At 67.1% G+C, this 16,906-nt stretch carries 12 protein-coding genes and 1 pseudogene; 6 read left to right on the top strand and 7 right to left on the bottom strand.

The window, feature by feature from the left end:
- Positions 1-142: 142 nt before the first annotated feature.
- The 4 genes from ACGFNH_RS26955 to ACGFNH_RS26940 are packed head-to-tail and all read left to right on the top strand — an operon-like array spanning position 143 to position 4,495.
- Positions 143-970 carry an EboA domain-containing protein gene (locus ACGFNH_RS26955; protein ID WP_393657946.1) on the top strand — a complete coding sequence of 276 codons (828 nt, stop codon included), beginning with the start codon at positions 143-145 and terminating at the stop codon, positions 968-970.
- Positions 970-1,818: a TatD family hydrolase gene (locus ACGFNH_RS26950; RefSeq protein ID WP_393657944.1), complete on the top strand. Its 849-nt coding sequence runs from the start codon at positions 970-972 to the stop codon at positions 1,816-1,818. The genes ACGFNH_RS26955 and ACGFNH_RS26950 overlap by 1 nt, the downstream gene beginning before the upstream one ends.
- A gap of 2 nt (positions 1,819-1,820) precedes the next feature.
- Complete coding sequence (eboE, locus tag ACGFNH_RS26945; RefSeq protein WP_393657942.1) at positions 1,821-3,005, top strand: metabolite traffic protein EboE; 1,185 nt, start codon at positions 1,821-1,823, stop codon at positions 3,003-3,005.
- The gene (locus tag ACGFNH_RS26940; RefSeq protein WP_393657940.1) at positions 3,002-4,495 is read left to right on the top strand and encodes an alkaline phosphatase family protein; all 1,494 of its coding nucleotides are present in this window, start codon (positions 3,002-3,004) and stop codon (positions 4,493-4,495) included. Before eboE ends, ACGFNH_RS26940 begins: the two co-directional genes overlap by 4 nt.
- A 154-nt stretch (positions 4,496-4,649) precedes the next feature.
- Here ACGFNH_RS26940 and ACGFNH_RS26935 read toward each other — a convergent pair whose 3' ends face one another.
- From ACGFNH_RS26935 to ACGFNH_RS26915, 5 genes are all read right to left on the bottom strand, one after another.
- Entirely contained in the window at positions 4,650-4,844 is a 195-nt protein-coding gene (locus ACGFNH_RS26935; RefSeq protein WP_393657938.1) for a hypothetical protein, read from the bottom strand.
- A 251-nt stretch (positions 4,845-5,095) separates the two neighbouring features.
- Positions 5,096-7,237 carry a tectonin domain-containing protein gene (locus ACGFNH_RS26930; protein WP_393657936.1) on the bottom strand — a complete coding sequence of 714 codons (2,142 nt, stop codon included), beginning with the start codon at positions 7,235-7,237 and terminating at the stop codon, positions 5,096-5,098.
- A 127-nt stretch (positions 7,238-7,364) separates the two neighbouring features.
- Complete coding sequence (locus ACGFNH_RS26925; protein WP_393657934.1) at positions 7,365-7,751, bottom strand: DUF6632 domain-containing protein; 387 nt, start codon at positions 7,749-7,751, stop codon at positions 7,365-7,367.
- Positions 7,752-8,276: 525 nt separating this feature from the next.
- Positions 8,277-9,821, bottom strand: coding sequence for a globin domain-containing protein (locus tag ACGFNH_RS26920; protein WP_393657932.1), 1,545 nt, complete (start codon positions 9,819-9,821; stop codon positions 8,277-8,279).
- Positions 9,822-10,963: 1,142 nt separating this feature from the next.
- Complete coding sequence (locus ACGFNH_RS26915; RefSeq protein ID WP_393657930.1) at positions 10,964-11,167, bottom strand: cold-shock protein; 204 nt, start codon at positions 11,165-11,167, stop codon at positions 10,964-10,966.
- A 1,090-nt stretch (positions 11,168-12,257) separates the two neighbouring features.
- Between ACGFNH_RS26915 and ACGFNH_RS26910 the strand changes: the two genes are divergently transcribed.
- Both ACGFNH_RS26910 and ACGFNH_RS26905 read left to right on the top strand, forming a co-directional pair.
- Positions 12,258-12,884: a GNAT family N-acetyltransferase gene (locus ACGFNH_RS26910; protein WP_393657928.1), complete on the top strand. Its 627-nt coding sequence runs from the start codon at positions 12,258-12,260 to the stop codon at positions 12,882-12,884.
- 71 nt (positions 12,885-12,955) lie between these two features.
- Positions 12,956-15,256: a DUF4157 domain-containing protein gene (locus ACGFNH_RS26905; protein ID WP_393657926.1), complete on the top strand. Its 2,301-nt coding sequence runs from the start codon at positions 12,956-12,958 to the stop codon at positions 15,254-15,256.
- Positions 15,257-15,838: 582 nt separating this feature from the next.
- On the opposite strand, the gene ACGFNH_RS26900 is transcribed toward ACGFNH_RS26905, so the two are convergent.
- Both ACGFNH_RS26900 and ACGFNH_RS26895 read right to left on the bottom strand, forming a co-directional pair.
- Positions 15,839-16,135 carry a hypothetical protein gene (locus ACGFNH_RS26900; RefSeq protein ID WP_393657924.1) on the bottom strand — a complete coding sequence of 99 codons (297 nt, stop codon included), beginning with the start codon at positions 16,133-16,135 and terminating at the stop codon, positions 15,839-15,841.
- 570 nt (positions 16,136-16,705) lie between these two features.
- Positions 16,706-16,810 (bottom strand): annotated as a pseudogene (locus ACGFNH_RS26895) (IS5/IS1182 family transposase); the annotation flags it as partial.
- Between the last annotated feature and the right edge of the window lie 96 nt (positions 16,811-16,906).

Raw genomic sequence — 16,906 nt, 5'->3', positions numbered from 1 at the left:
CCGGCTGCTCGGGAGGCACCTCCTCCCGTGCCGCGAGGGCCCTGCGCTGCGAAATCCGGGAAGACCCCCACGGATCCCACCCGAGCCGGCGTTTTCCCCGGCGGCCGGTCACGGGAACAGGACCCATCCAAGGAGGCATCACGTGGCGAGCGATCAGAGGTGGGCGGTCGGCCCCTCGGTCCACCGGATTCGAGCCGAACTCGAGGAGCAGCTCACCGAGGAAGCACGGGCGTGGCTGGGTGAAGCGCTCGCTGCCGCCTGCGCCCCCAGGGGGAAGCTGCAGCGGCAGGAGACGCCGTCCCCGCCCGTATGGCAGATCCACTTCGCGGCAGCGGGGCGCCGTTGTCAGTCCCGGCCCACCGATGACAGGGCTGCTCTCGCCGGCATGGAATCCCCCACTGCCGCGCCCCCGGGCCGCCGCGCCTCCCGGACGTCCGTCACATCCCCGTCCCCCTCCCCCGCGCCGCGTTCCTCAACGACCGGCCCCACTGCTGCGCGGGACGCGGCGCCTCATGCCGATCTCGTGGACGCGGCACGTGTGCTGCTGCTCCACGCCGCGCAGGCCGACTCGCATACGGTGATGCGGCTCTACCATCAGGGCTCCCGGTCCGAACGACGGGCCGTGCTCTGGGCTCTGCCGTACCTGGATCTCGGCGACAGCGCGCTTCCGCTGATCGAGGACGCACTCCGCACCAACGACACCCGCATCATGATCGCGGCCTTGGGCCCGTACTCCGATCGGCACCTGGACGCCCACACGTGGCGGCAGGCCGTTCTCAAGTGCCTGTTCACCGAGGTGTCCGTGACCGTGGTCGCCGGGCTCGAGCGCCGCGCACGTGGCGATGCCGAACTGGCGCGAATGCTGAACTCCTTCGCCGACGAGCGCAATGCCGCCGGCCGCCCCGTCCCGGAGGACCTCCACCACCTCCTGGCGCTTACATCCTCCGGCCCCGTCCGTCAGGAGTCCTGATGCGCATCTTCGATCCGCACATCCATATGAGTTCACGCACCACCGACGACTACCAGGCCATGTACGAAGCGGGAGTCAGGGCCGTCGTCGAGCCTTCGTTCTGGCTGGGTCAGCCCCGGACCTCCCCCGAGAGCTTCGTCGACCACTTCGACGCGCTGCTGGGCTGGGAGCCCTTCCGCGCGGCGCAGCACGGTATCGCCCATCACTGCACCCTGGCCCTCAATCCCAAGGAGGCCAACGACCCTCGCTGCACAACTGTGTTGGAGCTGTTGCCGCGCTACCTGGTGAAGGACGGGGTGGTGGCGGTCGGTGAGATCGGATACGACGCGATGACCGCCGAGGAAGACCATGCACTGGCGGCCCAGCTGCAGCTGGCCGCCGACCACTCTCTGCCCGCCCTGGTCCACACCCCGCACCGCGACAAGGCCGCGGGATTGCATCGGACCCTCGCCGTACTGCGGGAGTCGGACCTTCCCGCCGAACACGTCGTGCTCGACCACCTCAACGAGACCACCGTCGAGGCGGCCCTCGCCAGCGGCTGCTGGCTCGGTTTCTCGATCTATCCCGACACGAAAATGGACGAGGACCGGATGGTCGAAGTCCTCCGTCTGCACGGCACTGACCGGGTTCTGGTGAACTCGGCCGCCGACTGGGGACGCAGCGATCCGCTCAAGACGCGCAGAGTCGGCGAGGCCATGCTCGCCGGGGGCTTCACCGAGGACGACGTCGACAAGGTTCTGTGGCGCAATCCCGTCGCATTCTTCGGCATCAGCGGCCGGCTGAACCTCTCCGTGGAGGAAACGGCCTCCAGTCACCAGGGCAATTCGATCCTCCGCGGAGGAGAGTGACCGTGCGCTTCCGGCACCCCGACGGCTCCACCGTCCACCTCGCCTACTGCACCAACGTCCATCCTGCGGAGGACTTGGACGGAGTGCGCCGGATGCTGAGCGAGTACGCCGAGCAGGTCCGCCGTCGTCTCGGACGGAACACGCTCGGTATCGGTCTCTGGCTCGCCCGGAACGCCTCGCGCACGCTCGTCGAGAACCCCGCTGCCCTCCGCGATCTGAGGTCCGAGTTGGACGGCCGGGGCCTGGAGGTCGTGACGCTCAACGGCTTCCCCTACGAAGGCTTCGGAGCCGAGGAAGTCAAATACCGCGTGTATCACCCCGACTGGACCGAGGAGAAGCGTTACGCGTACACCCTCGACCTGGCACGTCTGCTCACCGTGCTTCTGCCCGACGACGTCACCGAGGGGAGCATCTCGACCCTGCCGCTGGCATGGCGCGCCCCGTTCGGGCAGACCCGCTCGCACACCGCTTGCCGCGCCCTGACGGCTCTGGCCGAACAACTCGATGCCCTGCAGCAACGCACGGGGCGCTCCGTTCTCGTAGGCCTGGAACCCGAACCCGGCTGCGCCGTCGAGACCACGGCCGACGCCGTCGAGGCGCTCACCGGCGCGGGCGCACCACCGCACCACCGTGTCGGAGTCTGCATCGACACATGCCACCTGGCCACTCAGTTCGAGGACCCGGGCGCCGCCGTCGACCGCCTGCGGTCCGCCGGCATTCCGATCGTCAAGGCCCAGCTCTCCGCGGCCCTCCACGCAGAAGAGCCGCATCTGCCCTCCGTCAGAGAGGCCCTGGCCGCCTTCGCCGAACCGCGTTTCCTGCACCAGACCCGTACCCGTACGCCCGACGGCACCGTCCGCGGAACCGACGACCTCGACCGGGCGCTCACCGATGACCGCCCCCTCCCCGACTCCGGGCCGTGGCGTTGTCACTTCCACGTGCCCCTGCACGCCGCACCCGAACCACCCCTGACGTCCACGATGCCCGTGTTGCGCGACACCCTGGCGCGGCTTGTCGGCGGCTCCGTACCACTCACCCGGCATCTGGAGGTGGAGACCTATACCTGGCAGGCCCTGCCGGCCCGTCTGCGCCCTTCCGACCCCGGGCAGCTCGCCGCCGGCATCGCCGAAGAACTCGCCCTGGTTCGCGGCTACCTCATCGATCTGGGCCTGAAGGAGATCCAGTGAGCGCTCCTACCGCCCCGGCCCCCCTCCTCGTCCTCGACGTGGTGGGCCTGACCCCCGCACTTCTGCCCTCCATGCCACGGCTCCGCGCTCTCGCCGACGCAGGCTCGTACGCACCGCTGGAAACGGTGCTGCCCGCGGTGACCTGCACCGTCCAGTCGACGTTCCTCACCGGAGCCGCCCCGAGCGAGCACGGCATCGTCGGCAACGGCTGGTACTTCCGCGAACTGGGCGAAGTACTGCTGTGGCGCCAGCACAATCGACTGGTCGGCGGGGAAAAGCTCTGGCACGCGGCTCGCCGGGTCCACCCGGACTACACGGTGGCCAACATCTGCTGGTGGTACGCCATCGGTGCCGACACCGACATCACCGTGACGCCCAAGCCCATCTATTACGCCGACGGCCGCAAGGAACCCGACTGCTACACCGAGCCTGCCTCACTGCGCGACGAACTCACCGAGAAACTGGGCACCTTCCCCCTGTTCGACTTCTGGGGTCCCCGTGCCGGGCTCAAGTCCTCGCAGTGGATCATCAACGCCACCCGCCACATCATCCGCACCCGGCACCCCGACCTGGCACTCGCCTACCTCCCCCATCTCGACTACGACCTCCAGCGTTTCGGTCCGGACGACCCACGGGCCCACACGGCCGCCGGCGCCCTGGACGCCGCCCTCGATCCCCTCCTGAACGAAGCTCAGGCCGAAGGGCGCACCATCGTCGCGCTCTCGGAATACGGCATCACTTCCGTCCGCCGGCCTGTCGACATCAATCGAGCCCTGCGCCGGGCCGGGCTGCTGGCCGTCCACACCCAGGACGGCATGGAATACCTGGACACCGGCGCCTCCCGCGCATTCGCCGTAGCCGATCACCAGATCGCACACGTATACGTGCGCCATCCCCGAGACCCGGCGGCCATCGCCGCGGCCCGCCTTGCCCTCGAAGAGCTGCCTGGCGTCGACACAGTCCTCGACACCGCGGGAAAGAAGGCTCACGGGCTGGACCACCCCCGTTCGGGGGACCTGGTCGCGATCGCCGAACCCGACGCCTGGTTCACCTACTACTACTGGATCGACGACGAACGGGCCCCCGACTTCGCGCGCATGGTCGACATCCACCGCAAGCCCGGCTACGACCCGGCCGAATTGTTCATGGACCCGCTCGACCCGTTCGTACGCCTGCGTGCGGGCACAGCCCTGCTTCGCAAGAAGGCCGGACTCCGCTACCGGATGGCAGTCGTCCCCCTCGATCCGTCCCCGGTCGGCGGCAGCCACGGGCGCCTGCCTGCCAACGAGGCCGAGGGTCCGGTCCTCATCTGCTCCCGCCCCGGCAGCGTCCGCGCCCCGGTGAAGGCCACCGACGTCAAGACCCTCCTCCTCGGCCTCGCAGGCATCCGCCCCACCGACGCAGTCCGGGCGGACATCACGCCCGTCCCCTCAGCTCCGGCTCCTGCCCGGCCCCTCATCGAGACGGACCGGCACGAGCACCGAGAGTAGGCGCTCGCCGATGCCCCCGAACCACGGCGCTGTCGAAGAAGTCCTGCGGCACATGCGCCTCGCCTCCTACCCCGTCCACCGACGACTGCGCGAGGAGATCCCCCTGGCCCAACTCCCCGGGCTGGGGTGGCTCGTGAGCCGGTACGGGAACGTCTCACACGTCCTGCGAAATCCGGACTTCCCCCGTGCCGACCGTGCGTGACTCGCGGTCGGAATCGCTCTTGCCGGTGACCGAGCGCACATCGCCGTCGGACGGGAGCGGGGGCGCCGCGTTGGGGTGGTGGACGAGTAGCTTGACATCGGCATCGACGTCGCCCCCGACCTGGAGTTCCTGCTCCCCGCGTGTCATCCGGCGAGCCGGTGCGATTCATAGCCGTTCTTCAGGAACTCTGCGTGTCGCCGTCACTGCCCCGACGCCCCCCATCACTATCGAGAGGCGCAACTGCGCGGGACATCGAGCACGGCAGGACAAGGAACCAACGGAGCCCCAAGGCTGAAGAGTTGAGCGTAGAGACCTTGCTCGACAGCCCGGGGGCTTCACCCGTCTCCCAGCCACCCTCATGTCACTCGATAGGTGGCCGAGTCGAAAAGGCTCAGAGCCTAGTCATCGGCGGGGGTGATGAAGATCTTGCTGCCGGCGATGACGTCACACCGGCCGTCCCCGTTGTAGTCACGGTACTCCGTGATGTCCTTGTACTTCAGGGTGGACTGGTTCAGATAGTGCTGAATACCCTCCGAATCCCACCACCACCAGGTCACACCGTTGGCACGGAAGTGATCCTTCGTCCCGTCGCCGTTGAAGTCGCAGACCGAGGTCATCATCGGCTCATCGGTGACACCGAACCTGTTGTCCGACTCCTTGAGGCCCTTCTCGGTCTGGTCGAAGGCACCGTCTCGGAAGATGGCGTCCGTCCACTTGTTCTTGTGGGCGAAGAGATTGTGATGCACGGTCATGTCGATGGTCGGGGTGCCCCGCAGCTTGACGCCGGTACCGGCCGTGTACCTGATCCAGTTGTAGGCGACGTCCATGTACTCACCGGCAAGACCACAGTTGTAGGAACCGAAGATTCCGCAGTTGTCACGCCCATGCATGTCGATCTGGTGGGTGTGGTAGACGTCCGTGTTCCACCCGCCGCCGGCCTCGACGATGTTGCGGTAGAACAGGAAACCACTACCCGCTCTGCCATCTCCCGCGACGGCATGCCGGTTGTGGTCGAACGTGTTTCGTTCGATCAGAGCGGTGCCGCCATACGTCACCTCGACACCGTAGCCACCACCGTGCCCACCGCCGAAGACGTCACCGGTCTGGTGCTGGTTGTGGTGGAAGTAGTTGTCCGTGATGTGCGGCAGCTCCTGCCGCCTGGCGATATCGAGCCGGTTCTGCTCGTCCCGGACCTGGATTCCCATGTTGCTCCACCCGTAGAACTCCGAGTGGTCGATCTTGACACCTCGACTTGATGCAAGTTGCACCCCGATTGAGTGCGGCTCTTCTTCCTCCGCCTGGCGCGTTCCGAGACCGCCGTCGATCCGGATCCCGCTGATCCGCACATTGTCCGCTGTCAGGTGGTACCCCTCGTAGTCCCGGCCGATCTTCAGGAACACCTCAGGGAACGTCGTGGTGTAGATACGCGGCCCGCGTGGAAACTCCTTGGTCCGCTCACCGATGATCTGCACCCCTGGAGCAATGAGAATGTCCTGAAGGCCGCTAAGGTTCAGGTTGACGCCGGCGCTGATCCTCACCTCGGCATCTTGCACCTTGATCGCGTCCAGGAACGCGTCGACCTGATCATCGGAAGTGATCTTTATCGTGGTCCTGGCGTTGAGAGCACCGGGGAGCTTCTGCCACCCCGACCAGTCGTCGACCGAGGGGCGATTCTGCACGTCCTGATAAAGGGCCCCGTCCTTGTCGACGCCCAACAGCGTCATAGTGCCGTTCTTGTTGCCCTCGACGGCCACGGAACGCATCCTGCCAAACGCACTCTGCCACTCGGACCATCTATTGGTGTCTGCAGAAGTCTGCCACGTGCGGAAGAGGGAGTCGTCGTCTCGGGTAACGAACGTCTCCATGCGGCCATCGGCATTCCGACCCACCGCCACCGAGGTCAACGGCGAAGCCGGCATCTGCTCCCACGCACTCCAGTTGTCGGTGTTCGCCTTGGTCTTCCAGCGGTGGAAAGCCTTGCCCGAGTTGTCGATGCCCCAGAGCTCCAGACGCCCGTCAGCCTGCCGCTCCACCGAAAGGGAACGCAGGGCTCCTCCGAAAGGCTTCCACCCGGACCACACGTTGGTGTTCTTACTGACCTGCGACATGGCGAAAGTCTCGGAAGCCGCATTCGTGGCGAAGACTTCCAGACGCCCATCCCCGTTACGGCCGACCGCAACCGACTTCAAGGGAGACGCGGGAACCTTTTCCCAGGCACTCCAGATGTCACTGTTCGCAGTCGTCTTCCACCGGTGGAAAATCTCGCCCGAACTATTCACACCCCACAACTCAAGACGACCGTCCTCATTCGCCTCCGCTGCCACCGAGCGCAGCACCCCGCCGAACGGCTTCCACTCACTCCACTCCGGGGAGTCAGCCGAGACTTGCTGACGATGCCACATCTGATCGTTGGAATCCGAAGCGAACGCCTCCAGACGTCCATCCCCGTTACGCGCCACAGCCAAAGCGCCATGCGCGAAGCGTTCACCCGCCGTCGCATCCACGTCAGGCCCAACGACCAGCGTCCCGGCGAGCACCACGAGCGCTAAACCACCCGCAGTACGCCTCAGCCGACGGGTCACCCCCCTGGGGAGGCGTTCGGCACACCAACTACTCATCGCACGATCCCTTCCAAGGCTGATCGAACATGACGGCATGATCTGACGCTCACTGTGCGTCGCTGCTGCGCCGACGGCGGAACCGAGCGATTCCGACTGCGGGATGTCCGGCAAGCAGGATGAGTGCGGCGGCATAGGTGCCGACGACATCCCCTGTGACGCTGAGATGCTCGTGCTCCCGGTGATCGGTAACTGCGAAGTAGAGCATGGCAGTTGCGTGAAGGAGATTCGAAACGATGGTGTAGTCGATCAGTGTCCGGTATCGAATGGGGTTCCGTGCACCCCGGATGAGAAAGACACCCAATGTTCCATATATTGCGTACAGCATGTACTCGAACGAGGTCAGCCGGTGAGGCTCCCCCCACACCCAACCGCCAGCCCCCAGAAGCACCAAGACCGGGTAGACAGCGCAGTACCCGACTCCTGCGACGGCCATAGCCACGGACGATCCCGTTGAACTCCCGCCTGCCGACGCAGCCTCCATGCCTACTCGCACTCCCTCTCGGCTCCCGATGCCAACCACGCGGCCACCGCGCATGTCGCCCGACTCCCCTCCGGACCGCTCATCGTCACGGTTCGGTCGGAACGCGCAGGCCCGGCCGAGGTGAGCACCCACATGGATGATTCCATACTTTAACTATCTTGGGAATCGGGATAGCTCTCTGTCGGCAGCCTTGAGTGGCCGCGCAGCAACTCGTTGGCAGCGACCGTGAAGGCGCTGCGGCGAACGAAGCGATCTGTGGCGCGCTTCTGGAAGAGGGGGCCGAGGATGGGACCGAGGAGCGTGCCTGCCACGGCGATGAGGGTCGTCAACACCTGATCCACCGGCGTGGTGGACTACCCACGCGTTGCTCGATTCAAGGCCGCATCGAGCGTCAGCGGCGGAGGAGGTAACCCGTCGGCCGTGAGCGTGCCTTGTCGGAGTGGATCCTGTGCGGGCCTCAGCCGTCTACTTCTCGCTTCAAGTGCCCTGACCGTGCACGGAAGCGTGCAACTCTGCGATGGAGTCGTGACGGATCCGGTGGGGCGGAGTTCCGAGCCCGACCAAGGTGTCGACGCCGTTGCTGACAAGGCCGGGCGGTCCGGCGAGATAGACGTCGCATGTGTCCCAGAGGCCGAACCGCCCCACAGCCTCGGGAAGCAGGCCCCTCAGGGCCCCGGACGGCGTGGGCCCCTCGGCGACGACGGTGCGGACACGGAGCCACGGGTGGGCGTGCTCCAGCCGCAGCCAGGTGTCCATGTCGTGGAGCTCGTGGCCACTGCGAGCGCCGTAGAAGACGTCGACCGCGCGCTTGCAGCCGTGCTCGACGATGTCTTCGACGAGCGCCTTGATGGGCGCGATCCCGGTGCCCCCGCCCAGGCACAGCAAGCCGTTGTCAGTGGCATGGTCCACGGTCATCGATCCGGCGGGCGGACCGAGACGGATGACGTCGCCCGGACGCGCGCGGTGGACGAGGGCGTTGGAGACCCAGCCGGCCGGGAGTGCCTTGATCTGGAAGGAGAGCAGACCGTCGGGGCGGGGCGCGGAGGCGAAGGAGTAGTGGCGCCAGACACGCGGCCACCACGGCGTTTCCAGCATCGTGTACTGCCCTGCCCGGAAGGGGTAGGGCCGGCTCGGCCGCACGGTGATGACCGCGATGTCGGAGGTGCGTTGTTCGTGCGAGACGACCTCTGCCTCCCACCAAGCGGGAGCCTTGACCTCGTCCTCGGCTGCGGCGTCGATCATGATCTGGGACATCGCGGTGTAGGCGCGCACCCAGGCGGCCTCGGTCTCCGCGTCCCAGCTCTTCGTGGCATAGCGTTCGAGCGCGAGGAGCAGGCTCTCGCCGACGGCCGGATAGTGGTCGGACACCGTGCCGTATTTGCGGTGGCCACGGCCCAGGCCCACGAGGTACTCGGTGAGCGTGTCCGCGTCGTCGACGTGCTCGGCGGCGGTGAGCAGCGCGTGGAGCAGGCGGTCACGCTGGGTATCCATGGCGGCGGGGAAGAGCACGCGCACATCGGGGTGCCGGACGAAGAGCATCGCGTAGAAGTACGAGATGACCTTGTCCGCGACCGGCCCGATCTCGGCCAGGGTGCGGCGGATGAGGATCGCGTCCGGCGAGGGGGAAGCGGAGCCGGCGCCGGAGGTGCTCTCCGCTGGGGCAGCGGCCGCTTCCGGGCTGGAACCGGTGTCGACGGGGAGTGGTGCGGGGGTACCGGGGCCGGGCGCTTCGGTGGGGTCCCGCCCGGCGTCGGCGGGAGGGGGGTTCTGAGCGGACCGCGCCGGGCGCGAGCCCTCGTTGGTCCGCGGCTGGGGCACGAAATCCGGCAGAGGGCTCGCGACGTGCGAGATCTGGGGCGCCCCGGCGGAGGCCGGGCCGCCGTTCCGGTCGGGGGCCAGGTCGGATATCCGCTCACGATGCGGTGACGCGCTCTGTGCGCGGCGGTGCCGCGGGCTCCGGCGCGCAGGCGGGGCGAACCAGCCCCACTCGCGCAACGCACCGCTCCCCCGGAGCTTGATCAAGTTTCTCAACAATGTGTTCCAACCTCAGCAGAGCCACATGAAGGAGACAGAGACCCCATGCGGCGATATGCGCCGTGAGATCCGTTCCGTGCAGCTTGCCACTCCCGACCCGGAAAGGGCGACCCCTGTCACACATACCGCAAGAAGCCATCACCCACGGTCACGCCGCATGCGCCCAGCGCGCGACCCGGTCGGTCGGTCGGACTCCCCCGTGGTCTGCACCGCGGTTTGTGCCTTCGGACCGCTCCCCAAAGCCTGGCACGAACTCGAGCCCGCCAACTGGCTGCGGACGCCGGCAGGTGACGTATCCCGATCCTGTGAGCGGGAGGTGACGGCGCAGTTGCTGGATGGCGCAGTTGTGGGCCGGGCCCGGCCGCCGCGACCGCGCCCGGGCCGCACACCGGGCTTCGCGCGCGACCACGGGATCACGGGTGTCCCGGTTGCCTTCCGCAGCCCGCCTGTTGGCACTGGCGCTCAGCGCTCAGCGCTCACCGGAGTGGCATTGGTCTTCACTGTTCCGCGGAAGCCGACACTCTGGGGCCAATGTGCGGCCTGAACCATGACCTGTTGTTCACGCTTCCCGACCAACCAGTGAGCGTCAGCGTGATGGCAACGTGGTCGCTCGATCCGGCTGCGGGCGATCTCCGGTGGGAGTTCCACCCCTGCAGGGGTGCTTGAGCCGCGCGGGTAACTGCTGTTGACCTTGCAGGAGCACGATGCATGACCGGCTTCCCCACCGGCAGGCTTGAGCCGGCTCCCGCGGCCTCGGCACCTCCGGAGCTGAGCCGTGTCGCGCACGTGGCAAGCGATCACCGTGCGATGGGGAAGCAATCTTTGGAGGGCCCATGCGCCGCTGGTCAGCCGTACTCGTGAGCACCCCGAGACATCTGTCGGGCTCACAGGATGTGGCTCCGTACGGAGGCGTTGGGGCAGCATGTCCGTCTGCCGGGCCGTTGCCCTTCGAGGCCCGGGTGGAACGTCGGGTGGTAGGACTTCCCACTCCCCCGGGTGGTCGTCGACCGAACGGACTCGGGAGCGGTCGCCTGGCTCCACCGGCCGAGTCGCCCCTTGACCTCTGTCGAGCGCATGGTGGCCACGCTCCCGGCAGGCGGGAGCGTGGCCACCATGGCGCCGCTGGAAGGTCAGGCGGGGGTGATGTTCTCCGCCTGGGGGCCCTTCTGGCCCTGGGTGACGTCGAAGTTCACCTTCTGGCCCTCCTGGAGCTCACGGAATCCGCCAGCGTTGATGTTGGAGTAGTGGGCGAAGACGTCGGGGCCTCCGCCTTCCTGCTCGATGAAACCAAAGCCCTTTTCCGAGTTGAACCACTTCACGGTTCCGGTAGCCATGCTTGCCCTCCACAGGGACTCGATGAGGTCGGTTCCCGCACCGCGCGGGAACCGGAGGTGATCGCCCTGGCTCGCGTTGACGCTGACAGCAAAACCGCCCGTGCATGTGCTCACGGGCGGAAAGACTTCGGAACCACGACAGCTGAGGATGACGCTACACGGACCTGGCCTCGGAAACCACGATCTCTCGAGTCAACACCGGGCTCAGGGGCGCTACGTGGCCTGTTGCTTCTTCCCAGCGGTGATGTTTCCGACGCCGGCACCAGCCTCGGAGCCACTTGTGGGCTCGGCTGGTCAAGCCGTCGATCACGTGGAATTCAGGGTCGGCAAGGCGCACCAAGTCCTGATCGACTCCGGAGGAGGTGCCGAAGACACGGCGAGCCTGTGGGCCGCAGTCCTGCTGTGCGCGGCTGCGCTCATCGGTTCCTCATGAGCGGGCCAGGAGACCGGAGGCGACGCCGGCATTGAGGTCACGCGCGAGGTGGGCGCACCGGCTGTCGTCCTTCTCGATTACTTCCCCGCCCTCAAGGCCGTCGTCGACGAAGACGGCGCGTCCGAACCGTCCTTATCACCGACTTGCCGCTCCCGGGAGCCACGTCTGGGCCCACCACCAGCTCGACGCCGAGCAGTCCGCCACTCCGCCACCAGGTCGGCATTCGGAGGGCTCCATCGTCACGACGTGCGGCAAGTCCGGCTCGTTGAGCTGGGCGAGTTCGAGCTCACCGTGGCGCCGGGCGGCAGGAGTGAGTTGCTTCCGGGAGTCGGAGACCATTGCCCCGGCCTTGCATACATCAGCTGGCGGGGTTCGTGGTCTTCGGGCGGTTCGACGGATCCGCCTGGCAGTTGCCATCGGCGCCAGGGGCGGCCGTTGACGGCGGCATCCGCCCCATCAGCAACCGTCGGCCGTCCTGATCCAGAACTGGCCCCCGCTGGAGAATCAGGAGGTAAGGGTGTCTTACGGAAGAAGGAACAACGGAGGACCCGGACGTGTTCAGCCTCGGCAAGCCAACAGGGCGTACCGGCCGAAACTGCGGCTCCACCCCCTGAACGGCCCCTCCGGCAACGGGCGAGACGAATGAGGAGAGACAGGATGTTTCACCGCATGCAGCCCGGTCGACCACACGGCCAGGTCGGGTCCGAGCCGTCGGGTCCCTCCGGGACCACCGTACGCGAACTGGGCGGGGGCGTCAGGGTGATCACCCATCCTCAGCTGACGCCGACGCTGGAGTCGGAAATGGTCGGAACCTGGGTGGAGGTCACCAATCGAGGAGGCGCGGGAATCGGATTTCTGCCACCCGTCAGCGCCCAGGATGTCGAGCCGGCCTCCGCCGAACTCGTCAAGAAGGTCAGAAACGATGCGGCACGCCTCGTGGTGGTGCAGCGCGACAGCACTCTCCTCGGCTGGCTGGCAGTTGTCCTGAACCGCGACCATACGCAGAGTCACTGGGCCTGGCTCAAGCGCATGCATGTGATCCCCGAAGGCCGCAGCGCGGGAATCGGGACGGCCATGCTCGACGCCGCTGTTGATCTCTGCGTGGCCGAGGGCTTGCGGCAGCTCTACCTGACAACCGATGGACAGACTGGGCCAGTTGGCTTCTACGGAAAGCGTGGTTTCGTCGAGGTCGGGCGCATGCCGCGCAACACACTTGCCGCCGACGGCAACCTGCACGACGAGGTGTACATGATGCGCGAATTCGAAGTCGCCGACAGCTCCTAGGGGGCGTCCAGCGGATCTGGACGGGCGACGGAGCACCACGCAACCGGACCGGCTTCCGTGACCCGTCCCCGGTGCCGCCCCACACCGACGCGGCCCTCCCCTCGCCCCATCGCAAGTCACGGCGGCAGGACGCTCCTGAGCCTCCTTCGTGCTGCCCGGAAGAGCAATCCCTCGAGTCTTCAAAGCGTCCGAACAGCCGCCGATCCCCCGACTCCCCCTATCAGGTGTCGAACACGGGCAAAGGTCTGCTCCATCGGCGGATCTGCCCCAAGCTGGTGCCCCGCCGGGCAGAGGCCCGGCCATCGTGCGGGGGCCATGACCGTACGAGAACTACGAGGTGCGCTGCGCACCGAGCTCGAAGCGTTGTTCGGGGCGTCGTTGCGCGGGATCCGGGTGCACGAGTCCGGGACCGTGCCGGGCGGCAGGCCCGCCATGGCATGGGCGACGACATGGTCTTCGCATCAGGCAGATACCGCCCGCACACGCGGTGGGGCCGAGAGCTGCTCGCCCACGAGCTGGCGCACGTGCTCCAGCAGCGGGCGGGTCGGGCCCACTCCGCGGCGGGGGCCGCACTGGAGGCGGAAGCGCTGGCGGCGGGCCGTACGGTGGCGGGCGGCCGGCCGGTCGTCCTGCCGGGTCTCCGGAATGTGCCCGGCGCGGTGGCCAGGCCGATCACGCAGCACTACACCGTGGTCACCACCGCCGCGCAGCGCCTGGCGCTCAACCTCCAGATGCCGGGCGCTGTGGGGAACGGCCCGTCGAATCCGGGGGACGCGTTCCCCGGGCAGACGAAGGTACTCAACGTGGCTGCCCGGACAGGCACGTTCATGAACGGCGCCGTACCCAACCTGCAGTCGACCCCGCCCGCCACCGCGCACCTGCGTCTCTCCGCCGCCGGGAACATGGCGATCGAGCACTGCGATTCAAACCTCCGTCAGCCGAAGGTCCTCTACGCCACCGACGCGGTGATCAACGAGAGCAACGCCCGACTGGCGCTGATCGGTGCGCACTACCGGCTGCTCAAGGACGTGGGAGTCGGCGCACAGCAGATCACCCTGCCCGGCCGGGTGCTCTGGCGGGCCGTACCCCAGCACATCGCCACCGGCACCTCGAACCTCACCGTGCAGTGCGACCAGAACTGCAACCAGGTCGTCAACGCGGTCATCGGCTCCAACGACCTCATGCCGCGATTCCTCGCGCCACTTGCCGTCGACCCGGCGTCGCTGTACGAATACGAGGTCGCCCGGAACCTGCTGCCGGGGGCCCGTCCGGCCCCGATGGGCGGCGCCGGCACCGCCCTGACGGACAGCCAGCGGAACATCGCACGGCCGTACGGGCAGATGCTCCAGGCACCGACCGCCGCCTTCACCGGCGCGGTAGCCGGCCTCGGGGTCAACGAGCGGGCCGTACCCGGGGTCGGCGAGGCGTTCCTCACCTGCTCCGTGCTGGCGTTCGCACCGGGCACGGTCCTCCCGCCCACGCCCGGCAGCCACACCGACTACTCCCGGCCCGCAGACCCGGTGTTCGAAAGCGGCGCGGTGTGGAGTTCGCATTTCGCGGGGGTGGTGGCGCAGGACGGCACCGAAGTAATGACGCTCGAGAACCATGCGCGGACCCACGAGGTGGGAGCCCACCCGAACTCCGTCGGCCTGTACTTCCAGATGTACGACACCGACCCAGCGGGCGCGGCGCGGTCCTGGCACACCATGTGGGGGACGCAGGCCCCGATCGCGCACCACGCACCGCCGGCCCTCCCGCTCCCGCCCACCCACGAGCCCGCCACCTTCGGCTCGAAGACCTTCACCAACCCCCTGACGTTGGTGCTACAAGCGCGGCCGGACTTCTACGACACGCGGGCGTCCGCCCTCTACGCAGCCGGAAACCTGGACCTGATCAAGAACGACCACAACTTGCTGGTCGCGGGCATCGATCCCAACACCGAACTGGAACACGCGCTCAAGGGGCTGCACTACGCGAACGTCCACCTGGCAGCTGATCGCACCGGAACGGGCAGCCGCATCGACGCGTGGATCGCCGCCGTCGGCGCGGCCCGGGCCGCGCCGACGCAGCTGGTTCGGACCGGCGACACAACATCACCGCGCTGGACTACACCCTGCTCAGACTGCACCTGGTGCGACGCTGACGCGTCCGACCGGCCAGGGCGGGGGGAGAAGCGGAGAAGAGAGAAGAGCCGAGGAGAAGCGGCATGTGCGGCTTCCATGAGGCCGCCCCACGCCCCGCTTCTCACCCGTGCCGTAGCGTGCCACTCAGCCGGTCGACGGCCCGGCCCCTCAGGCCACCTCAGCCATCATCTGCCTGCAGAGGTGGATCTCCTGGGCTTCATAGAACTCTTATCACTCGTATTGCAATGACTTCAGGCGTCGCCAGCAGATGAGTGCGCGTTGGCGCGGAAACTCCGGGTCGTTCGCACGGGCCCATCGCAACGTCGCCAGAGTGATGTTGAGCAGGTGCTTTTCTTCTGCTCGGCGGTGTCACGTTCCTCGAATGTGTCGGCCAGGGCGCCTTCGGTTTTGGACACGGGAGTGGGGGGGGTTGAACTGCTGTGGCTAGCACGCCCGCGTCCGCAAACCTGCCTGCGACGTCTACGCCCGGGCAGCCTGCTACACCGAGCCGAACTGAAGTGAGCCGCCGCCGTACGGCCTGCCCCTCGGGTAAGCGCCCGGCCCACCGGCCGCGATCGTGAGTCCCGCGACAATGGCTCTGAAGAGTGCTCCACGAGCGGCAGCACGCACGCCCGGGGCCGGCCTCGCGTAAGTCCTGGCACCCCCGTGACAAGGCGTGGGGAGAATACGCCGTAGAACACCGGCGTATTCTCCCCACGAAAATGATCCCCTCCGGCACAAGGCCTCGGCGCGCGGCATCGTCCTCCGAGCGCCGTTGCCGTCTCCGAAAGGTCGCGCGAAGCTCTCAGGTATTGAGCCTCAGCGTCCGCTTCAGTTCGTCGGCGCCCCGTCGAGGGGGAGGAGCGAGAACCGGACAGTGTGGCGGTCCACGGAGTTCTCCACGCCGTTCTGGCAGATGACGGGGCCCTCTGCCTCCTGCTCATTCCCGAGGAGCCCATCGAGGAGGCTGCCGTACTGCTCCTGATGGACGTTCCCGCACACGTTGAACTGGTCATAGTTGTCACGCGGGTGGTGCCCCCGCTCGCCGGCCGTCGCGGCCGCCGCGGAAGCGCAGATCAAACCCGCCGCAACAACAGCAGTGAATGATGCCCTGGTGAATTTACGCACTTCATTCTCCTTCTCAGTCCTTCTCCGGATTGAAGAACGAAGTCACGCCTACCTCCGCCGACGTGCATCACTAACCCCCCTTAGGCCGTCCGCGCTGTTTCGTCACCCGATATCAGCCTTTCGATTCAAATGCACCGATGACCCAACATTTCAAATGGATGTTCGCATGATGCAAGTGAAGTCAGCGTTCTTGCGACGCAGTTCCCACTGAAGCATCCGCCCGCAAGTGAGGAAAAGACGGGCGACGTGCGACCAAATGAGGCCCTGGATTTTCCGCCGATGCAGTTGAGTGCTGCGCCAGGGTCCGGGCACTCCCAAACTCTCTCTGCGCCGTAGCTCAACCAAGGGCGGCCCCGCCCAAGCACCAGTGGATTCGGGACCGCCCTTGTCAGCCAGCTCCCAACCCAGAAACTGGAGACCATCAGCATGCTCCAACCCCTGAACCGACGCGAGCACCGATCCGTGCATCGCCTCCCAATGGGGGCCTTCGACCATGCCCTATGGGTGAGTCGGATGAGTCGCTTGCAGCAGCCGAGCGCCTGATCGCCGCGAACGTGTCTCGTGGAGCGTCCTGGTCCCCCCGCCCCGCGGACTCGTTTTCGACGGCGGGATCAACGGCTCTGCGATCTCCCACAGCCCGTCCGGAACAATCCAACTCCACGTACCCCGCCCCATGAACAGCCAAGCGACCGACGATCACTTCGGACATGGTCTTGAGGGCGTGTTGCAGATGGCTGTGGCGGAGGGCATTTTTCCTTACATAGGTGGGTG

Origin of the sequence: Streptomyces sp. NPDC048639 (genome assembly GCF_043199075.1) — a bacterium.
Lineage (GTDB): Bacteria > Actinomycetota > Actinomycetes > Streptomycetales > Streptomycetaceae > Streptomyces.
Note: the sequence above shows the minus strand (reverse complement) of the source record. Positions and strands in the feature narration are given on the sequence as shown.